Annotated in this window: 17 protein-coding genes; 14 read left to right on the top strand and 3 right to left on the bottom strand. The window is 58.6% G+C overall.

Annotated elements, in window-relative coordinates; translation table 11 throughout:
- The first annotated feature begins 65 nt into the window (after positions 1-65).
- The 5 genes from Q4481_RS12180 to gyrB all read left to right on the top strand — a co-directional run bounded on the left by Q4481_RS12180 (position 66) and on the right by gyrB (position 5,379).
- The gene (locus tag Q4481_RS12180; protein WP_304376650.1) at positions 66-767 is read left to right on the top strand and encodes a Tim44/TimA family putative adaptor protein; all 702 of its coding nucleotides are present in this window, start codon (positions 66-68) and stop codon (positions 765-767) included.
- A 5-nt stretch (positions 768-772) separates the two neighbouring features.
- Complete coding sequence (gene mltA / locus Q4481_RS12175; RefSeq protein WP_304376649.1) at positions 773-1,876, top strand: murein transglycosylase A; 1,104 nt, start codon at positions 773-775, stop codon at positions 1,874-1,876.
- Entirely contained in the window at positions 1,876-2,433 is a 558-nt protein-coding gene (locus Q4481_RS12170) for a Smr/MutS family protein (RefSeq protein ID WP_304376648.1), read from the top strand. Before mltA ends, Q4481_RS12170 begins: the two co-directional genes overlap by 1 nt.
- On the top strand, positions 2,430-2,810 hold the full coding sequence (locus tag Q4481_RS12165; protein ID WP_304376647.1) for a helix-turn-helix domain-containing protein: 381 nt from the start codon (positions 2,430-2,432) through the stop codon (positions 2,808-2,810). The genes Q4481_RS12170 and Q4481_RS12165 overlap by 4 nt, the downstream gene beginning before the upstream one ends.
- Before the next feature lie 133 nt (positions 2,811-2,943).
- Positions 2,944-5,379: a DNA topoisomerase (ATP-hydrolyzing) subunit B gene (gyrB, locus tag Q4481_RS12160; RefSeq protein WP_304376646.1), complete on the top strand. Its 2,436-nt coding sequence runs from the start codon at positions 2,944-2,946 to the stop codon at positions 5,377-5,379.
- 64 nt (positions 5,380-5,443) lie between these two features.
- Here the strand turns inward: gyrB and Q4481_RS12155 are convergent, their stop codons facing one another.
- Together Q4481_RS12155 and Q4481_RS12150 are read right to left on the bottom strand one after the other, a co-directional pair.
- Positions 5,444-6,043 (bottom strand): nitroreductase family protein, encoded by a 600-nt coding sequence (locus Q4481_RS12155; protein WP_304376645.1) that lies wholly within the window; start codon positions 6,041-6,043, stop codon positions 5,444-5,446.
- 18 nt (positions 6,044-6,061) lie between these two features.
- On the bottom strand, positions 6,062-6,349 hold the full coding sequence (locus Q4481_RS12150) for a DUF2218 domain-containing protein (protein ID WP_304376644.1): 288 nt from the start codon (positions 6,347-6,349) through the stop codon (positions 6,062-6,064).
- Positions 6,350-6,700: 351 nt separating this feature from the next.
- On the opposite strand from Q4481_RS12150, the gene Q4481_RS12145 reads away from it, so the two are divergent.
- The 8 genes from Q4481_RS12145 (at position 6,701) to Q4481_RS12110 (ending at position 14,536) form a co-directional block, all read left to right on the top strand.
- On the top strand, positions 6,701-7,936 hold the full coding sequence (locus tag Q4481_RS12145) for a polyhydroxyalkanoate depolymerase (protein WP_304376643.1): 1,236 nt from the start codon (positions 6,701-6,703) through the stop codon (positions 7,934-7,936).
- 208 nt (positions 7,937-8,144) lie between these two features.
- Entirely contained in the window at positions 8,145-8,582 is a 438-nt protein-coding gene (locus Q4481_RS12140) for a DUF2852 domain-containing protein (RefSeq protein WP_304376642.1), read from the top strand.
- A 93-nt stretch (positions 8,583-8,675) separates the two neighbouring features.
- The gene (locus Q4481_RS12135; RefSeq protein ID WP_304376641.1) at positions 8,676-9,437 is read left to right on the top strand and encodes a M48 family metallopeptidase; all 762 of its coding nucleotides are present in this window, start codon (positions 8,676-8,678) and stop codon (positions 9,435-9,437) included.
- Between the two features lie 74 nt (positions 9,438-9,511).
- On the top strand, positions 9,512-10,165 hold the full coding sequence (locus Q4481_RS12130; protein WP_304376944.1) for a phosphoribosylanthranilate isomerase: 654 nt from the start codon (positions 9,512-9,514) through the stop codon (positions 10,163-10,165).
- A gap of 11 nt (positions 10,166-10,176) precedes the next feature.
- Complete coding sequence (gene trpB / locus Q4481_RS12125) at positions 10,177-11,397, top strand: tryptophan synthase subunit beta (RefSeq protein ID WP_304376640.1); 1,221 nt, start codon at positions 10,177-10,179, stop codon at positions 11,395-11,397.
- Position 11,398: 1 nt separating this feature from the next.
- Entirely contained in the window at positions 11,399-12,238 is an 840-nt protein-coding gene (gene trpA, locus Q4481_RS12120; RefSeq protein WP_304376639.1) for a tryptophan synthase subunit alpha, read from the top strand.
- Positions 12,239-12,276: 38 nt separating this feature from the next.
- The gene (gene accD / locus Q4481_RS12115; protein ID WP_304376638.1) at positions 12,277-13,155 is read left to right on the top strand and encodes an acetyl-CoA carboxylase, carboxyltransferase subunit beta; all 879 of its coding nucleotides are present in this window, start codon (positions 12,277-12,279) and stop codon (positions 13,153-13,155) included.
- 37 nt (positions 13,156-13,192) lie between these two features.
- Positions 13,193-14,536: a bifunctional folylpolyglutamate synthase/dihydrofolate synthase gene (locus Q4481_RS12110; protein ID WP_304376943.1), complete on the top strand. Its 1,344-nt coding sequence runs from the start codon at positions 13,193-13,195 to the stop codon at positions 14,534-14,536.
- Between the two features lie 60 nt (positions 14,537-14,596).
- Here the strand turns inward: Q4481_RS12110 and Q4481_RS12105 are convergent, their stop codons facing one another.
- Positions 14,597-16,207 carry a phosphoenolpyruvate carboxykinase gene (locus Q4481_RS12105; RefSeq protein WP_304376637.1) on the bottom strand — a complete coding sequence of 537 codons (1,611 nt, stop codon included), beginning with the start codon at positions 16,205-16,207 and terminating at the stop codon, positions 14,597-14,599.
- A 311-nt stretch (positions 16,208-16,518) separates the two neighbouring features.
- Here Q4481_RS12105 and Q4481_RS12100 point away from each other — a divergent pair, with 311 nt between their 5' ends.
- Entirely contained in the window at positions 16,519-17,247 is a 729-nt protein-coding gene (locus tag Q4481_RS12100) for a response regulator transcription factor (RefSeq protein WP_304376636.1), read from the top strand.
- Positions 17,248-17,275: the final 28 nt, after the last annotated feature.

The following is a 17,275-nucleotide window of genomic DNA, read 5'->3' as shown; positions in this document are numbered from 1 at the left end:
CTGGGCAATTCGCGACTATATGGGTTATTCATCTGCTTTGTTAAGAGACAAGCCAAGGGCATCTTATGAGTACGGACAATATCGTTACGCTCTTCTTCCTCATCGTTGCGGCGCTGATCTTCCTCAATCTGCGCAGCGTTCTGGGGAAACGGACAGGGCATGAGAAGCCGCCTTATGATCCCTTTTCTCCGCGCCCGGGCGAACCGGTCCGGCCGCCGATGGACGATGGCAAGATTATCACGCTACCCAAGCGCGGTCCGGCACCGGGTGAGAATCGCTATGAAGTGATCGACAGTTTTGCCGAACCGGGCACACCGATGAACGGCTCTCTGCGCAGCGTCTTCGATGCCGATCCGACCTTCAATCCGAAGGAATTCGTCGACGGCGCAAAGATGGCTTACGAGATGATCGTGCTTGCCTTTGCCGAAGGCGATCGCAAGACGCTTCAGAACCTGTTGTCCGCAGAGGTGTTCGATGGCTTCAACCGGGCCATCACCGAGCGCGAAAAAGCAGGCGAGAAACAGCAATCGACCTTTGTCGGCATCGAAAAGGCCGACATCGTTTCGGCCGGTCTCGAAGGCAGCGAAGTCTCGATCACGATGCGTATCGTCAGCCAGTTGATTTCGGCAACCTTTGACAAGGCTGGTACACTGGTCGATGGCAATGCCGAGGAAGTGGCCGAGGTGAAGGATACCTGGACCTTCGCTCGTGACATCCGCTCGCGTGATCCGAACTGGAAGCTCGTGGCGACCCAGGCCGAGGCCTGATCGCCATGGATTTCCGCCTGACCCCGGTCGATTTTGCGCAATTGCCCGGTTGGGCTGAAGATGATCCATCGGTCCTGTCCGGGCCGATGGCACGCTGTCTGAAACAGATCAGAGACGTCAAACCCTACAAAACCGGGCGGTTCGGCCTTCAGGCTTCGGAGTTGGCCGATCTCTTTTCTGCCGCCGCCACAGCCGATTTTTCAACAGCAATCGCGGCGCGTACATTCTTTGAACGGCATTGCCGGCCATTCAGAGTTCAGCCAGTCGGTGCCGAACATGGGTTCGTCACGGCCTTCTACGAGCCCGAAGTCGAGGTCGACAGCACACCGTCTGCCGAGTTTGCCTACCCATTTTATGCGCGACCCGCCGATCTCATCGATATCGATGACAGCAACCGCCCGGAGGGATTCGATCCAACATATGCATTCGGTCGGTCCACACCGAACGGGATCGAGCCCTATCCTGACCGGAAGGCAATCGAGCAGGGCTTTCTTGTCGGTCGGGGTCTCGAGATTGCCTGGGCGCGATCCCGCGTCGATCTTTTCTTCGCCCAGGTTCAGGGGGCGGCAAGGCTTACCTATCCCGACGGTTCGATGAAGCGGATCACATATGCCGCAAAAACGGGCCACCCCTTTACCGGTATCGGACGGCGGTTGGTGGAGATGGGCGAAATCCCGCTCGAGTCCATCTCCATGCAGGCGATCCGGGATTGGTTGGCGCACCATCCGGAGCGCGCCGACGAGATCATCTGGCAGAACCAATCCTATATCTTTTTCCGGGAAGCGGAGGTCGATGATCCTGCTCTCGGCCCGATCGCGGCCGCGAAGGTGGCACTGGAACCGATGCGGTCGATTGCGGTCGACCGGCTCATCCACACATTCGGCTCGCTGTTCTATATCGATAGCCCGTCATTGAAGCAGCTTTCGAACGGCAATTCGTTTCGCCGGTTGATGATTGCGCTCGACACCGGTTCGGCGATCATTGGTCCGGCACGCGCGGATATCTTTACCGGGTCCGGTGCGCTTGCAGGTGATCTCGCGAGCGCCGTCCGAAATGCGGCCGACTTTTACATCCTCATTCCCCGATCCGCGGCGGAGCGGTATATCTGATGGCGGATGGGCGTAAACTTTCCGGCGAAGACCGCATTCTCTGGGGCAAGGTTGCGCGTTCGACGCGACCCATGCCGGGGCGAATGGACGAGCTTTACGAACTCGAAGCGGAAATGACGGCCATCCTCGACGCGCGCGAAAAGGCCAACGCAACAGCCCAACCCGCCAAGGTTCACAGTCCGGAAGATAGGCCGGCACCGAAGCCCGCGAGCCGACATCATCCGCTGGAGCGGCCGGTCAAGAAAAAGCTGTCCCGCGGCAAGCTCGCGCTCGAAGCCCGTCTCGATCTTCATGGGCTGGTTCAGTCGGAAGCGCACGCGCTTCTGCATTCCTTCCTTGTCCGGGCCCATGAGCGAGGCCTCCGCCATGTGCTGGTGATTACCGGCAAAGGCTCATCCATGGGCAGCGACGGCGCGCTCAAGCGAGCCGTTCCGATGTGGTTTGCCAAGCCGGATTTTCGTCCGCTCATTTCTTCCTATGAGACTGCAGCGCAAAACCATGGTGGCGAAGGGGCGCTCTATGTCCGGCTCTCCCGTGTGCGGGGAGAGGATCGATGACGACGCCGTTCGGAGAGGCCGTGCGCCGGATCCGGCGTGAAAAAGGTTTGACCCAGAAGGCAATGGCCAAGGCCCTGAACGTTTCGCCAGCCTACCTCTCGGCACTGGAGAGCGGCAAGCGCGGACAGCCACGCTTCGATTTTCTGCAAAGGGTGGCAGGCTACCTGAATATCATCTGGGACGAAGCGGATGAACTCTTTCATCTCGCAGCAATTTCGCATCCGCGTGTTGTTCTGGACACGTCCGATATGCCGCCCGAACATACAGCATTTGCCAATCGCCTGGCGCGTGAAATCCGGCTGGTCGACTGTGAAACCATTCGCGAACTCGACCGTGTTCTGCAAGAGGCGAGCAAAGCACTGGATAACCGCCGCTGAAGGCCGGTTTTATGCCGCATTCTCCTGCCAGTCTTTGGCGTTCTGATCAAAAAACCTATAGTTATGTTGGCTTGATCGCATTGATTCGCCAAACAACGGCCAATGCCCCCACGATGAAAAGAGAAAACGACAGATGAGCGGATCTCCCGAGGAAACCTCTCAGCCGAATACCGAATATGGTGCCGATTCCATCAAGGTCCTGAAGGGGCTGGATGCAGTGCGCAAGCGCCCCGGCATGTATATCGGCGACACCGATGATGGTTCGGGTCTGCATCACATGGTCTATGAGGTCGTCGACAATGCGATCGACGAGGCGCTCGCCGGACATGCCGACCTTGTGACCGTGACCCTCAATCCGGATGGGTCTGTCACTGTTACCGACAACGGGCGCGGCATTCCGACCGGGATGCATGACGAAGGCGTGTCAGCCGCCGAGGTCATCATGACCCAGCTTCATGCCGGTGGTAAGTTCGACCAGAATTCCTACAAGGTTTCCGGCGGTCTGCATGGCGTCGGCGTTTCGGTCGTCAACGCGCTGTCGGTCAAGCTGCAGCTGAAGATCCGCCAGAAGGGCCAGATCCATGAGATGAGCTTCACCCATGGTGTCGCTGATGGGCCGCTGACGGTGACAGGAAGCTGTGCGGTTGAGGAAACCGGCACCGAAGTGACCTTCCTGCCGAGTACCGAAACCTTCACCAAGACCGAATTCGACTATGCCACCCTTGAGCATCGTCTTCGCGAGCTGGCCTTCCTGAACTCCGGTGTCCGTATCGTTCTGACCGACCGCCGCTCCGCCGATCCCCGCATCGAAGAGCTGCTCTATGATGGAGGGCTTGAAGCGTTCGTGCGCTACCTCGATCGTGCCAAGAAGCCGCTGGTCGACAAGCCGATTGCCATCCGCGGCGAAAAGGACGGTATCACGGTCGAAGTCGCGATGTGGTGGAACGACAGCTATCACGAAAACATGCTGTGCTTCACCAACAACATTCCGCAGCGGGATGGCGGCACGCATCTGGCCGGCTTTCGCGCGGCGCTCACCCGTCAGGTGACGTCCTACGCCGATACGTCCGGTATCCTGAAGAAGGAAAAGGTGTCGCTTACCGGCGATGACTGCCGCGAAGGTCTGACGGCCGTCCTGTCGGTCAAGGTGCCCGATCCGAAATTCTCGTCTCAGACCAAGGATAAGCTGGTTTCGTCGGAAGTCCGACCTGTCGTTGAAAACCTCGTTAACGAGGCGCTCAATCAATGGCTGGAAGAACATCCGTCCGAATCCAGGGTTCTGGTCGGCAAGGTCGTGGAAGCGGCCGCGGCACGCGAAGCCGCGCGCAAGGCGCGCGAACTGACTCGGCGCAAGGGCGCACTGGACATTTCCTCGCTGCCGGGAAAACTGGCGGATTGCTCTGAGCGCGATCCTTCCAAATCCGAACTTTTCCTCGTCGAGGGTGACTCGGCAGGTGGCTCGGCCAAGCAGGGCCGTTCGCGTGAAAACCAGGCGATCCTGCCGTTGCGAGGCAAGATTCTCAATGTCGAGCGCGCGCGGTTTGACAAGATGCTGTCAAGCCAGGAAATCGGCACCCTGATTACGGCGCTTGGCACATCGATCGGTAAGGACGAGTTCAACGCCGAAAAGCTGCGGTATCACAAGATCATCATCATGACCGATGCTGACGTGGACGGCGCCCATATTCGCACCCTGCTTCTGACTTTCTTCTTCCGGCAGATGCCGGAACTGATCGAACGCGGCCATCTCTATATCGCCCAGCCGCCGCTCTATAAGGTCACGCGCGGAAAGTCCTCGACCTATCTCAAGGATGAAAAAGCACTCGAAGACTATCTCGTGACCGCAGGTCTCGAAGATGTAACGCTGACCTTGTCGAATGGTGAGGTGAGGGCGGGGCAGGATCTGCGTGAAATCATCGGCGATGCGATCCGTCTGCGCACGCTCGTTGATGGTCTGCATTCGCGCTACAGCCGTTCGCTGATCGAACAGGCGGCAATTGCCGGTGGCCTGAACATTGAAACCATGAGCGATCGTTCCCGTGCCGAGCCGGTGATCGGGGAAATTTCCCGACGTCTGGACCGGATTTCGGAAGAGACCGAGCGCGGTTGGGGCGGTATCTTCGGTGAAGATGGCGCTCTGCGTTTCGAGCGCACCGTCCGTGGTGTGAAAGAATCGCTCTTGATCGACATGGCCCTGATCGGCTCGGCGGATGCCCGCCATATCGATCAGATGAGCAAACGTCTCGGCGAAATCTATGGCATTCCGCCGGTGTTGACCCGCAAGGATGGTGGCACCGAGATTTCCGGCCCCAAGGCATTGCTGGATGCAATTTTCACGCTCGGCCGCAAGGGCATTTCCATGCAGCGCTACAAAGGCTTGGGCGAGATGAATGCCGACCAGCTTTGGGAAACGACGTTGGACCCCAACGCACGTTCGCTCCTGCAGGTCAAGGTCAGTGATGCTGTCGATGCCGATGGTCTGTTCGCCCGTCTTATGGGCGATGAGGTGGAGCCGCGGCGCGACTTCATTCAGGAAAACGCGCTCAGCGTCGCCAATCTGGACATCTAACGCTAGGAGGAATCCAGCTAACGCCGACTTCTTAGTCGGCGTTAACGATGATTCACGTGAAACATCAGGCCTTGAAATTGCCGTCGAAGGTGATTTCGCCAAGGTCCATGCGCGGGGACGGCACCTCACGAGTACGGAAGTTTTCAGGCAGATTGTCTGCCGGCGCAAGATGCCCGATCGCGATTGCCGACTGCACTTCGTAACCTTCGTGCGGGATACCGAAAATCTCCTTGGCCTTGTCGCCCTCGATGCCGCCCATCGGGTGGGCCTGATAACCAAGATTGTTGGCCTGCAAGATCAGGCTCAGGGTCGCAGCCCCGGTATCATGCGCATGCCAGCGGGCAAATTTGGCCTCGGTCTGGCCGGGTGCTGCGATATGCGTCTTTGATACTGCAATTACAAGCGCACCGGCATTCGGGGCCCAGGCCTGGTTAAACCCCATGAGGGTTGAAGCGATCCGGTCGAACTGTTCCGTTCCCTTGATACCGTAGATGAAACGCCAGGGCTGTGTGTTGTTTGCAGAAGGCGCCCAACGTGCGGCTTCAAGGATCGTTAGAAGATCTTCAAGCGGCAGTGCCTCACCGGTAAAACTACGCGATGACCAGCGTTCGATGAACATCGGATCAATGGGATGGGCGGCCTTGCGATGGGCAGTCTCGGTCATTCTCTTCCTCGTTATGATTCAGGATCGGGTCCAGTTGAATTCAAGCGTCTCGCGAAAAGCAAAACGCGCGATATGTTCGGCCACCACGCCCTCGAGCCTGTCGAGCATGGCCGGGTCGTCGTGTTCTATGGTCAGCAAAAGAACGGCAGGCTGCGCTTCAAGGTGCAGGACCGCGCCTGAGGGAAACTCGACCCGGCCTCGTTGCGGATCGAATTCCGTCGCCATCTTATGCGTCCAATGTTTGCAAAGCTGTTGCAGATATTTGCTCGCATGTTCGGTGCTGACATCTGCGCTTGATGACGCCATTGGTTGATTCCTTCAATGTTGGTTTGCCAGATAGGGTCGTTCGGAAGTGATTTCCAGAATCCACGAGGAGGACACTCTGTTCATCTGGAGCGCCCGGTCCCTTCGCATTCGCTCTAACATAACGTCACCGCCCCTTCCCAATTGGCATTTCGGATGCCAGCTCACCGGAAATCTGGTCAGCTTGCCGCAATGCACATCCTGTTAGCTCGTACGAATATTCCGATCTGTCCGACGGACACGCTACTTTTTGGGGCCTTGTTAATCGTGGCGTGTCAGGATCAGATACGAAATCGGTAAGCGCAGGCCTGGGAGAGGGCTGCTTTGCCGACATGGGAAGGAGACCCGCCAGCCATGTTCTATCAGTTCTATGAGCTCAATCATGCAATGATCGCGCCGTTTCGGGCTGCGGCGCAGTCCATGCGTCTTGCCACCGAAAACCCGTTCAACCCGTTTTCGCGCACCACCGCCGGGCGATCCTTTGCAGCCGGTCTCGAAGTGTTCGAGCGCGCGACGCGTCGTTATGGCAAACCGGAGTTCGGCCTGACGGTGATTGTGGATGGCGAGAAGGTTCCCGTTGGCGAAAGGGTCGTTTGGTCCAAGCCGTTCTGCGATCTTCTGCATTTCGAGCCACCGGTAACGGCAGTCGCCGCCAGAAAGCCGAAACTGCTGATCGTGGCGCCGATGTCAGGCCACTATGCCACGCTGCTGCGCGGCACCGTCGATACGCTGCTGCCGGAAGCGGATGTTTACATTACCGACTGGAAGGACGCGCGCATGGTGCCGCTCGCCGATGGCCGGTTCGATCTCGATGACTATATCGATTATGTGATTGCGATGATCCGCCATCTTGGTCCGGATACGCATGTGATGGCCGTCTGCCAGCCCTCGGTTCCCGTTCTGGCGGCTGTTGCGGTCATGGAACAGGATGGCGATCACCTGTCGCCGTCTTCCATGACATTGATGGGCGGGCCGATCGATACCCGCATCAATCCCACCGCCGTCAACCAGCTCGCGCAAACGCGACCGCTGAAATGGTTTGAGGACAATGTCATCATGAATGTTCCCTGGCCGCAGCCGGGCTTCATGCGGCCGGTTTATCCGGGCTTTTTGCAATTGTCGGGTTTCATGTCGATGAACCTTGATCGCCATGTCATCGCTCACAAGGATTTCTATCTCCATCTGGTCAAGAACGATGGCGACTCAGCCGAAAAGCACCGCGACTTTTATGACGAATATCTCGCGGTCATGGATCTGGCAGCCGAATTCTATCTGCAGACTGTCGATACCGTCTTCATCCGTCACGCCTTGCCGAAGGGGGAAATGACCCATCGCGGTCGCCTCGTCGATCCCGGCAAGATCGTCCGGACAGCGCTTTTGACCGTCGAAGGCGAGAACGATGATATTTCGGGCCTCGGCCAGACCCATGCCGCACAGACGCTCTGCAATGCCATCTCCGATGAACGCCGTCTGCATTATGTTCAGCCGGATGTCGGTCATTATGGGGTTTTCAACGGCTCGCGTTTCCGCCGCGAAATCGCGCCGCGCATCATCTCCTTCATGAAGGCAAATGGTCGTAGCAACGGCTAGGGAGAAGGTCCGAACGACCGATCGACGGCGAAATTGTGACGCGGGGCAGGGGATTATCTTCGCCAGACGAGAAAAGGCTCCGAAATAACAGAGCATATCCAGACGCATATCCGAATATCCAAGGGAAATGCTTGATCGCGGAAAAATGCATCCCACATCGATTCCACCGGCTCGCATAGGGCGAGACGGCTTAACAAGGATCGAAAAGATGTACCGCACTGCACTCATACGGCCTGACTGGACCCCGGCCACCATCGCTTTGATGGTGCTTGGCTTCATCGTCTTCTGGCCGCTTGGACTGGCGATGCTCGGCTATATCCTGTTCGGTGAACGGCTGCATGCCTTCAAGCGCGAGGCGAATGAACGGATGGATGGTTTTCAGAAGAGCTGCCGCTCGCACGGCTGGCGTCGCCATCACCATCACCATTTCTCGACCGGCAACATGGCCTTCGACGACTGGCGCAAGGCCGAGCTCGATCGCATCGAGGAAGAACGCCGCAAGCTGGATGAAATGCGCGCCGAGTTCGATGGCTACATGCGCGAACTGCGTCGGGCTCGTGACCAGGAAGAGTTCGATCGTTTCATGCGCGAACGCGAAAGCCGCCGCAACATGCCGACTGACCCGCAGAACGGTTTCAGCGGCTGATCGTGGAACGGACCGGATCGCTTTGACAATGACCCCGGCGCTGCAAGGCGCCGGCTTTTGCAACCGGCCTCGAATCGGTTAGATCTCTCGGACATGTTATCCCGGCTCACGTTCCTGCAGAAACCTGTCCGTCCGTCGGATCCCAAGATCCGGACGATCGATGTATCGGGGAAAGCCGTGCCTCTGACCATAAGGCCAGATGCGCGCGCCAGACGTATGACGCTGCGGATTGTTCCGGGTGGTCAGGCGTTGACATTGACGGTTCCCAAAGGACTGCGCCAGCGCGAGATCGATGATTTTCTGTCGCGGCACCAGGGCTGGCTCGAATCCCGCCTGTCTCGTTTTCCATCGGTCACCAAGCCCATGTCCGGGCGCTATCTGCCGATCAGGGGTGTGCCACACCGGATCGTTTCCACCGGCAAGAGCCGCGATCGAACCGAAATCATGGAGATCGGCGGCGAAGCAGTTCTCAGCGTTGGTGGCGAGGAGATCCATCTCGGGCGCCGAATCCGCGATTTTCTGAAGCGGGAAGCCAAGCTCGATCTTGAAGAGGCGGCCAGACGTCATGCCGCGACTGTCAACCGCAAGGTCAACGCGATCGCGCTCAAGGATACCAAGAGCCGTTGGGGCTCCTGTTCGCATGATGGAAACCTCTCCTTCTCCTGGCGTATCGTGATGGCGCCGCCCTATGTGATCGATTATCTCGCGGCACATGAGGTCGCCCATCTGGTGGAAATGAACCATTCGCCTCGCTTCTGGTCGATCTGCGAACAGCTCAGCCCTTCGATGCTCGAGGCCAAACATTGGCTGAAGCGCAATGGCGCCATGCTGCACGTTCACGATTTCGGGTCCTGAACTGGCGCGTATCCTCCGATCGATGGCGCAAAATCACTCGACTCAAGCGGCGTTTCATGTCAGTTGGGCAAGCCATGACGCTCGATATTAAAATCTGTGGCCTGACGACGGTGGAGTCGGTGGAACGTGCCGTGTCTCTCGGTGCGACCCATGTCGGATTCATTTTCTTTGCCAAGAGCCCGCGCCATATCGAGCCTGCCGATGCCGGTCGAATTGCTGATCACGTGCGTGGCCGTGCCAAGATCGTATCGGTCTCCGTCAATGCCACCAATGACGATCTCGACGAGATCATCGATGGCCTTTCGCCCGATATCCTGCAATTGCATGGCAGTGAAAGCGCTGAACGGGTTCTGACGGTCAAGGCAGTGACCGGTCTGGAGATCTGGAAGGCGCTCTCGATTGGCGATGCAGACGATCTCAAGCGGATCGACGCCTATGAGGGCATTGCCAACCGCTTCCTGTTCGATGCCAAACCGCCGCGCCATTCGGAGCTTCCGGGCGGAAACGGTGTTTCGTTTGACTGGTCTTTGCTCGACGGTCTCGACGAACGGATCGACTATCTTCTGTCGGGCGGCTTGAACAAGGACAATGTCGGCGAAGCGCTTGCTGCGATCCGCCCCGCCGGAATAGACGTATCATCAGGTGTCGAGAGCGCCCCCGGCGTCAAAGATCTACAGATGATGGAAGAGTTTTTCGCAGCCGTGCGCCGTGCCCGGCAACCGGCTTGAAGGAGATAACTGTGAACGAGGCACTGCTACCCAATTCCTTCCGCTCAGGACCAGATGAAGATGGTCGTTTTGGCATTTTTGGCGGACGCTTTGTCGCCGAAACGCTGATGCCCCTCATTCTTGATCTTCAGGATGAATGGAACAAGGCCAAGACGGATGCGGAATTCCAGGCGGAGCTGAAATCGCTCGGCACGCACTATATCGGACGGCCGAGCCCGCTCTATTTCGCCGAGCGGCTGACGGCCCATCTCGGCGGTGCCAAGATCTATTTCAAGCGCGAAGAGCTCAACCATACCGGCTCGCACAAGATCAACAACTGCATCGGCCAGATCCTGCTTGCCAAGCGCATGGGCAAGACCCGCATCATCGCTGAAACCGGCGCAGGTCAGCATGGCGTTGCCTCGGCAACCGTGGCCGCCCGCTTCGGCTTCCCCTGCGTGGTCTATATGGGCGCCACCGACGTCGAGCGTCAGGCCCCGAACGTGTTCCGCATGAAGCTGCTCGGTGCCGAAGTGGTTCCGGTGACCTCCGGTAACGGTACGCTCAAGGATGCGATGAACGAAGCGCTGCGCGACTGGGTAACCAATGTCGACAGCACCTATTACCTGATCGGAACGGCCGCCGGCCCGCATCCCTATCCGGAAATCGTCCGCGACCTGCAGTCGGTCATCGGTTCGGAAGCCAAGGCGCAGCTGATGGAAGCCGAAGGCAAACTCCCCGATCTCGTGATTGCGGCTGTGGGCGGTGGTTCCAACGCGATCGGGATCTTCCATCCGTTCCTCGATGATCCGTCGGTCAAGATTGTCGGCGTTGAAGCTGGCGGTCGCGGTCTGCAGGGTGTCGAACATTGCGCCTCGATCACTGCAGGCTCGCCTGGCGTCCTGCACGGCAACCGGACCTATCTCCTGCAGGATGGCGACGGCCAAATCCTCGAAGGCCATTCCATTTCCGCCGGTCTCGATTATCCCGGCATCGGTCCTGAACATTCTTGGTTGAGTGATATCGGCCGTGCCGAATATGTGCCGATCATGGATGATGAAGCTCTGGAAGCCTTCCAGCTGCTGACCAAGCTTGAAGGCATCATTCCGGCGCTCGAGCCGAGCCATGCCGTGGCTGAAGTGATCAAGCGCGCGCCGAAGATGGGCAAGGACGAGATCATCCTGATGAATCTCTCCGGCCGCGGCGACAAGGACATTTTCACCGTCGGCAAGATTCTGGGAATGGGGCTCTGACATGACCGCACGTATGGACAAGAAATTCGCGGATCTGAAGGCTGAGAACCGTCCCGCGCTGGTCACCTATTTCATGGGTGGCGATCCGGATTACGATACGTCGCTTGCGATCATGAAGGCGCTGCCGGGTGCCGGTGCCGACGTCATCGAACTCGGCTCGCCCTTCTCTGACCCGATGGCGGACGGTCCGGCGATCCAGATGGCGGGTCACCGCGCGCTCAAGGCGGGCCACAGCCTCGCCAAGACGCTTCAGATGGTTACCGAATTTCGCGAGACCGACGACACGACGCCGATCGTGATCATGGGCTATTACAACCCGATCTATGTCTATGGTGTCGATCGTTTCCTCGATGAGGCCGAAAAGGCGGGCGTTGATGGTCTGATCATCGTCGATCTGCCGGCGGAAATGGATGACGAGCTGTGCATCCCCGCACGCGCCAAGGATATCAACTTCATCCGTCTTGCAACGCCGACGACCGACGACAAGCGTCTGCCGAAAGTGCTGACCAACTCATCGGGATTCGTCTATTATGTGTCGATGAACGGCATCACGGGCTCTGCTCTGCCGGATCCGTCGCTGATCTCTTCGGCCGTCAAGCGGATCAAGGGACATACATCCTTGCCGATCTGCGTCGGCTTCGGCGTCAAGACGGCCGAACATGCGCGCCTGATCGGTGCATCCGCAGATGGCGTCGTGGTCGGTACCGCGATCGTCAATCAGGTCGCGACATCGCTCGACAAGAACGGCCAGGCGTCTGCCGATACCGTTCAGTCGGTCGTGACCTTCGTCAAGGGGCTTTCGGCCGGCGTTCACGCTGCACGCCTTGCGGCAGCAGAGTAACGTTGCCATATCATCCGGATAACGGAGTTTAGAAAACCATGAACTGGATCACCAATTTCGTCCGCCCGAAAATCAACTCGATGCTCGGTCGGCCCACATCCGATGTTCCGGAAAACCTCTGGATCAAGTGCCCAGAGACCGGGGAAATGGTCTTCCACAAGGAACTCGAAGCCAACAAATGGGTCATTCCGGGTTCGGGCTATCATATGAAGATGCCGGCGAAGGAACGTCTCGCCGACCTTTTCGATGGCGGCCAGTATGAAGCTTTTCCCCAGCCGAAGGTGGCGCAGGATCCGCTCAAGTTCCGCGATTCGAAGAAATATACCGATCGCCTTCGCGATGGTCGCGCAAAGACCGGGCTCGAGGACACGATCGTCTCGGGTCTCGGCACGGTTCGTGGTGTCAAGATGGTCGCTGTCGTCCATGAATTCAATTTCATGGGTGGTTCGCTCGGCATCGCCGCCGGAGAAGCGATCATCAAGGCCTTTGAACGCGCGATCGCCGAACATTGCCCGCTCGTCATGTTCCCCGCGTCCGGTGGCGCGCGCATGCAGGAAGGCATCCTGTCGCTGATGCAGCTGCCGCGGACGACCGTCGCGGTGGAGATGCTGAAGGAAGCAGGCCTTCCCTATTTCGTCGTTCTGACCAATCCCACCACCGGTGGCGTCACCGCCTCCTACGCGATGTTGGGTGATGTCCATCTGGCAGAACCGGGTGCCGAAATCTGCTTTGCCGGCAAGCGAGTGATCGAGCAGACGATTCGCGAAAAGCTGCCGGATGGCTTCCAGACATCCGAGTATCTTCTTGAGCACGGCATGGTCGATATGGTGATCGACCGTCGCGAGATCCCTGAAACGCTCGCCCGCATGGCACGGATGATGTTGAACCTGCCGCCGCAGGCTGCCATCGCAGCCTGAGACCTGCCGGACAGCGAGCGCCTCGAAAGACGATATGATGACAGACCTTGGCGCCAGCCCGGCAACGCGGGAAATCGAACGGCTTCTCGGCATTTTTCCGCGCGGGTTCGACCTGTCGCTGGATCGCATTCGCCGGCTTCTCGACCAGCTGGGTCGTCCGCAGGACCGGATGCCGCCGATCATCCATGTCGCCGGCACCAATGGAAAGGGATCGGCGACAGCTTTCAGCCGGGCCCTGATCGAGGCCGCGGGCCTTTCGGCGCATGTCCATACATCGCCGCATCTCGTGCGCTGGCACGAACGCTACCGCCTCGGCGTTGCCGGTGGCAAAGGCCAGCTGGTGACGGACGAGGTGTTGCTTGAGGCGATCCTGCGAGCCGAAAAGGTCAATGCCGGTGAAAAGATCACCGTATTCGAACTTCTGACGGCGGTGATTTTCATCCTGTTTTCCGAACACCCGGCGGATGCGGCCATCGTCGAGGTCGGTCTGGGTGGGGAATTCGATGCCACCAATGTCATCGAACAGCCCGCCGTTTCGCTGATCATGCCCATTGCCATGGATCACCAGTCCTGGCTTGGCGCGTCCATTCAGGACATCGCAAAGGCAAAGGCCGGGATCATCAAGCGAGGTTGTCCGGTGGTGATCGGGCGCCAGGATTTCGAAGAGGCGCGGCAACTGCTTGTCGATATCGCTGAACGAATGGGAGCGCCCGCTCTTGTCTATGGACAGGATTTCCTTGCCTACGAGGAAAATGGCCGGCTGATCTATCAGGATGGCGATGGGCTGATGGATCTGCCCCTGCCGGCCTTGCCGGGGCGTCATCAGTATGCCAATGCGGCTGCGGCGATCCGTGCTGTCAAATCAGCAGGTTTCCGGCTGGATGACGAGATCTGCGCCAGGGCCATGCGTTCGGTTTCCTGGCCGGCGCGGTTGCAGCGATTGAAGAGCGGCTCTCTGGTGGATCTGGCGCCGAACGGATCGGAAATCTGGCTCGACGGCGGCCACAATCCGCATGGCGGCAAGGCGATCGCCGAAGCGCTCGCCAATTTCGAAGAAAAAGATCCGCGGCCACTCTATCTCGTGACCGGTATGATCAACACAAAGGACCCGAAGGGCTATTTCGACGCGTTTCGCGGCCTGGCTCGCAAGGTCTTCACTGTGGCCATCCGCAATTCGGATGCGGGTCTTGATCCGGTCGCGCTTGCGCAGGATGCGGCGGACGCCGGTCTCGAAGCCGCTCCCTGTCTCGATACGGCGGAAGCGCTTTCCCGGATTTCTGACGATGTTCGTCCAAACGAGATCCCACCGCGTATCCTCATTGGCGGCTCGCTTTATTTCGCCGGCGATGTTCTGGCCGAAAACGGCACCATTCCCGAATAAAAAACCCGGCGCTGGAGTTCGCCGGGTTGCAATCTTTTGCCAAGGAAGTGGCGCTGCGGATTACTCCGCAGCAGCCTTGATGCCGGGTGCTGCATCGAGCACCGAACCATCGACATGTTCTTCGAACTTGGCGAAGTTGGTGACGAACATGTCGACCAGCTTCTTCGCCTGTGCATCATAGGCAGCGCCATCGATCCAGGTCGAACGCGGATCCAGGATCTTGGTGTCGACGCCATCGACGGCAACCGGCACTTCGAAGCCGAAATTCGCATCCCTGCGGAACACGGCCTCATTGAGCTTGCCGGAAAGGGCAGCCGTCAGGAGCGCGCGCGTGGCCTTGATCGGCATACGCGAACCGGTGCCATAGGCGCCGCCGGTCCAGCCGGTGTTGACGAGCCAGCAATTGACGCCATGCTTGGCGATCAGCGCCTTGAGAAGGTTGCCATACTCGGCCGGATGACGCGGCATGAACGGTGCGCCGAAGCAGGTCGAGAAGGTTGCTTCTGGCTCGGTCACGCCCTTTTCGGTGCCAGCCACCTTGGCGGTGTAGCCACTGAGGAAGTGGTACATTGCCTGTTCAGGCGTCAGGCGGGCGATCGGCGGCATGACGCCGAAGGCATCGGCCGTCAGCATGATGATCGTCTTGGGATGGTTGCCGGTGCCGGTGTCGGATGCATTCGGAATGAAATGCAGCGGATAGGCGCAACGGGTGTTTTCGGTCAGCGACGCGTCATCGAAGTCCGGCATTCGGTTCACATCGAGCGGAACGTTTTCGAGCACGGTGCCGAAACGTTCGGTCGTTGCGAAGATTTCCGGTTCGGCTTCGCGCGACAGGCGGATGGTCTTGGCATAGCAGCCGCCTTCGAAATTGAAGACGCCGGTTTCGCCCCAGCCATGTTCGTCATCGCCGATCAGCGTGCGGTTCGGATCGGCCGAAAGCGTGGTCTTGCCGGTGCCCGACAGGCCGAAGAACACGGCGGTATCGCCTTCCTTGCCCATGTTGGCCGAGCAGTGCATCGGCATGACGCCCTTTTCCGGCAGCAGGTAATTGAGGACGGTGAAGACAGACTTCTTCATTTCGCCGGCATAGGAGGTACCGCCGATCAGAACCAGACCGTTGGTCAGGTCGCAGGCAATCACCGTTTCCGAACGAACGCCGTGACGAGCCGGATCTGCCTTGAATTCCGGCAGGTCGATGATCGTCAGTTCCTGGATGAAGTCGGTGAGCGTTTCGCGGGCCGGACGGATCAGGAGGTTGCGAATGAACAGCGAATGCCAGGCATACTGGGTGATGACCCGCGTCGGCAGGGCATTGGCACGATCGGCGCCGCCGATCAGGTCCTGAACATAGAGGGATTTGCCGCGGGCATGTTCCAGCATGTCGGCCTTGAGGAGAGCGAACTGCTCTGGGCTCAGAGCCTTGTTGTTGTCCCACCAGATGCGGTTCTTGGTATTGTCGTCGCTGACGACGAACTTGTCCTTCGGTGAACGGCCAGTATGCTGACCCGTCAGTGCCCGCAGTGCGCCATGGGCGGTCATAACGGCTTCGCCGTTGCGGATCGCCTCTTCATAGAGCTCCGCCTCGGTCAGGTTATAGCGAACCGAAACAAGCTCCTGAAAGCCCATTGCTTCCAGACGATTGTTCGGGTTCGTCGTACCGAGCTCCTCCATGGTGTGTCCTTTCTCCGTTAGACCAAGCCAAGTTTCGCGGGACATAGACATAAAATTTTTTAAAAAACAAGCGCCATTTTCCCGATTATATTAATAGTATCAATGTATTAATCGATTTAACCGGATGGGCGTCAAATTTAATCGTTTAAACCGGCAGGTGTTTTATACCCTTGTTACGCGGCCAGGCTCCGAAACTGCCGATTCGGCAAAAAACAACCACCTGGGCTCTTTGCCACAATTTGTTCCACCTTTATACTCATAGGGGGCAATGCGCCGTTCCGGCGCATGAGGACCCCGTCGGAGATTCACTTATGCAGACAATTGCTCTCGTCGATGACGACCGCAACATCCTGACTTCTGTTTCCATCGCGCTCGAGGCGGAAGGATACAAGGTGGAAACCTATACTGATGGAGCCTCGGCGCTGGATGGCCTGCTGCAGCGACCGCCGCAACTGGCAATCTTCGACATCAAGATGCCGCGGATGGATGGAATGGAACTGCTGCGCCGCCTGAGGCAGAAGTCGGATCTGCCGGTCATCTTTCTGACGTCGAAGGATGAGGAGATCGACGAGCTCTTCGGTCTCAAGATGGGGGCCGATGATTTCATCACCAAACCATTCTCCCAGCGCCTGCTGGTCGAACGGGTCAAGGCCGTCCTGCGCCGCGTCGCCAATCGCGAGGCGGCCGCATCGGGAACGGCACCGGCCAAGGGCAGCGTGGTGCAGACAAAATCGCTCGAGCGCGGCCAGTTGGTGATGGATCAGGAACGCCACACCTGCACCTGGAAGGGCCAGCCGGTCACGCTCACCGTCACGGAATTCCTCATTCTTCATGCGCTTGCGCTGAGGCCCGGCGTGGTCAAGAGCCGCGATGCGCTGATGGATGCCGCCTATGACGAACAGGTCTATGTCGATGACCGCACGATCGACAGCCACATCAAGCGGCTGCGAAAGAAGTTCAAGATGGCCGACAATGATTTCGACATGATCGAAACGCTTTATGGTGTCGGTTATCGCTTCCGGGAAGCGGCAGGGGCCTAATCTTGCCCCGCCTCGGGCGAGGCGGGTC

The sequence above is a fragment of the Fluviirhizobium alvei genome, from assembly GCF_030551875.1.
Taxonomy (GTDB): Bacteria; Pseudomonadota; Alphaproteobacteria; order Rhizobiales; family Rhizobiaceae; genus Rhizobium_E; species Rhizobium_E alvei.
This window is presented reverse-complemented; position numbering and strand designations above follow the sequence as displayed.

Bases quoted from the DNA above. Each gene is read 5' to 3' on its own strand.
- Q4481_RS12180 (WP_304376650.1), top strand. From the start codon at position 66: ATGAGTACGGACAATATCGTTACGCTCTTCTTCCTCATCGTTGCGGCG.
- Q4481_RS12110 (WP_304376943.1), top strand. From the start codon at position 13,193: ATGACAGACCTTGGCGCCAGCCCGGCAACGCGGGAAATCGAACGGCTT.
- Q4481_RS12135 (WP_304376641.1), top strand. From the start codon at position 8,676: ATGTTATCCCGGCTCACGTTCCTGCAGAAACCTGTCCGTCCGTCGGAT.
- Q4481_RS12145 (WP_304376643.1), top strand. From the start codon at position 6,701: ATGTTCTATCAGTTCTATGAGCTCAATCATGCAATGATCGCGCCGTTT.
- accD (WP_304376638.1), top strand. From the start codon at position 12,277: ATGAACTGGATCACCAATTTCGTCCGCCCGAAAATCAACTCGATGCTC.
- Q4481_RS12170 (WP_304376648.1), top strand. From the start codon at position 1,876: ATGGCGGATGGGCGTAAACTTTCCGGCGAAGACCGCATTCTCTGGGGC.
- gyrB (WP_304376646.1), top strand. From the start codon at position 2,944: ATGAGCGGATCTCCCGAGGAAACCTCTCAGCCGAATACCGAATATGGT.
- Q4481_RS12105 (WP_304376637.1), bottom strand. From the start codon at position 16,207: ATGGAGGAGCTCGGTACGACGAACCCGAACAATCGTCTGGAAGCAATG.
- Q4481_RS12150 (WP_304376644.1), bottom strand. From the start codon at position 6,349: ATGGCGTCATCAAGCGCAGATGTCAGCACCGAACATGCGAGCAAATAT.
- Q4481_RS12140 (WP_304376642.1), top strand. From the start codon at position 8,145: ATGTACCGCACTGCACTCATACGGCCTGACTGGACCCCGGCCACCATC.
- Q4481_RS12100 (WP_304376636.1), top strand. From the start codon at position 16,519: ATGCAGACAATTGCTCTCGTCGATGACGACCGCAACATCCTGACTTCT.
- Q4481_RS12165 (WP_304376647.1), top strand. From the start codon at position 2,430: ATGACGACGCCGTTCGGAGAGGCCGTGCGCCGGATCCGGCGTGAAAAA.
- Q4481_RS12130 (WP_304376944.1), top strand. From the start codon at position 9,512: ATGACGCTCGATATTAAAATCTGTGGCCTGACGACGGTGGAGTCGGTG.
- mltA (WP_304376649.1), top strand. From the start codon at position 773: ATGGATTTCCGCCTGACCCCGGTCGATTTTGCGCAATTGCCCGGTTGG.
- Q4481_RS12155 (WP_304376645.1), bottom strand. From the start codon at position 6,043: ATGACCGAGACTGCCCATCGCAAGGCCGCCCATCCCATTGATCCGATG.
- trpA (WP_304376639.1), top strand. From the start codon at position 11,399: ATGACCGCACGTATGGACAAGAAATTCGCGGATCTGAAGGCTGAGAAC.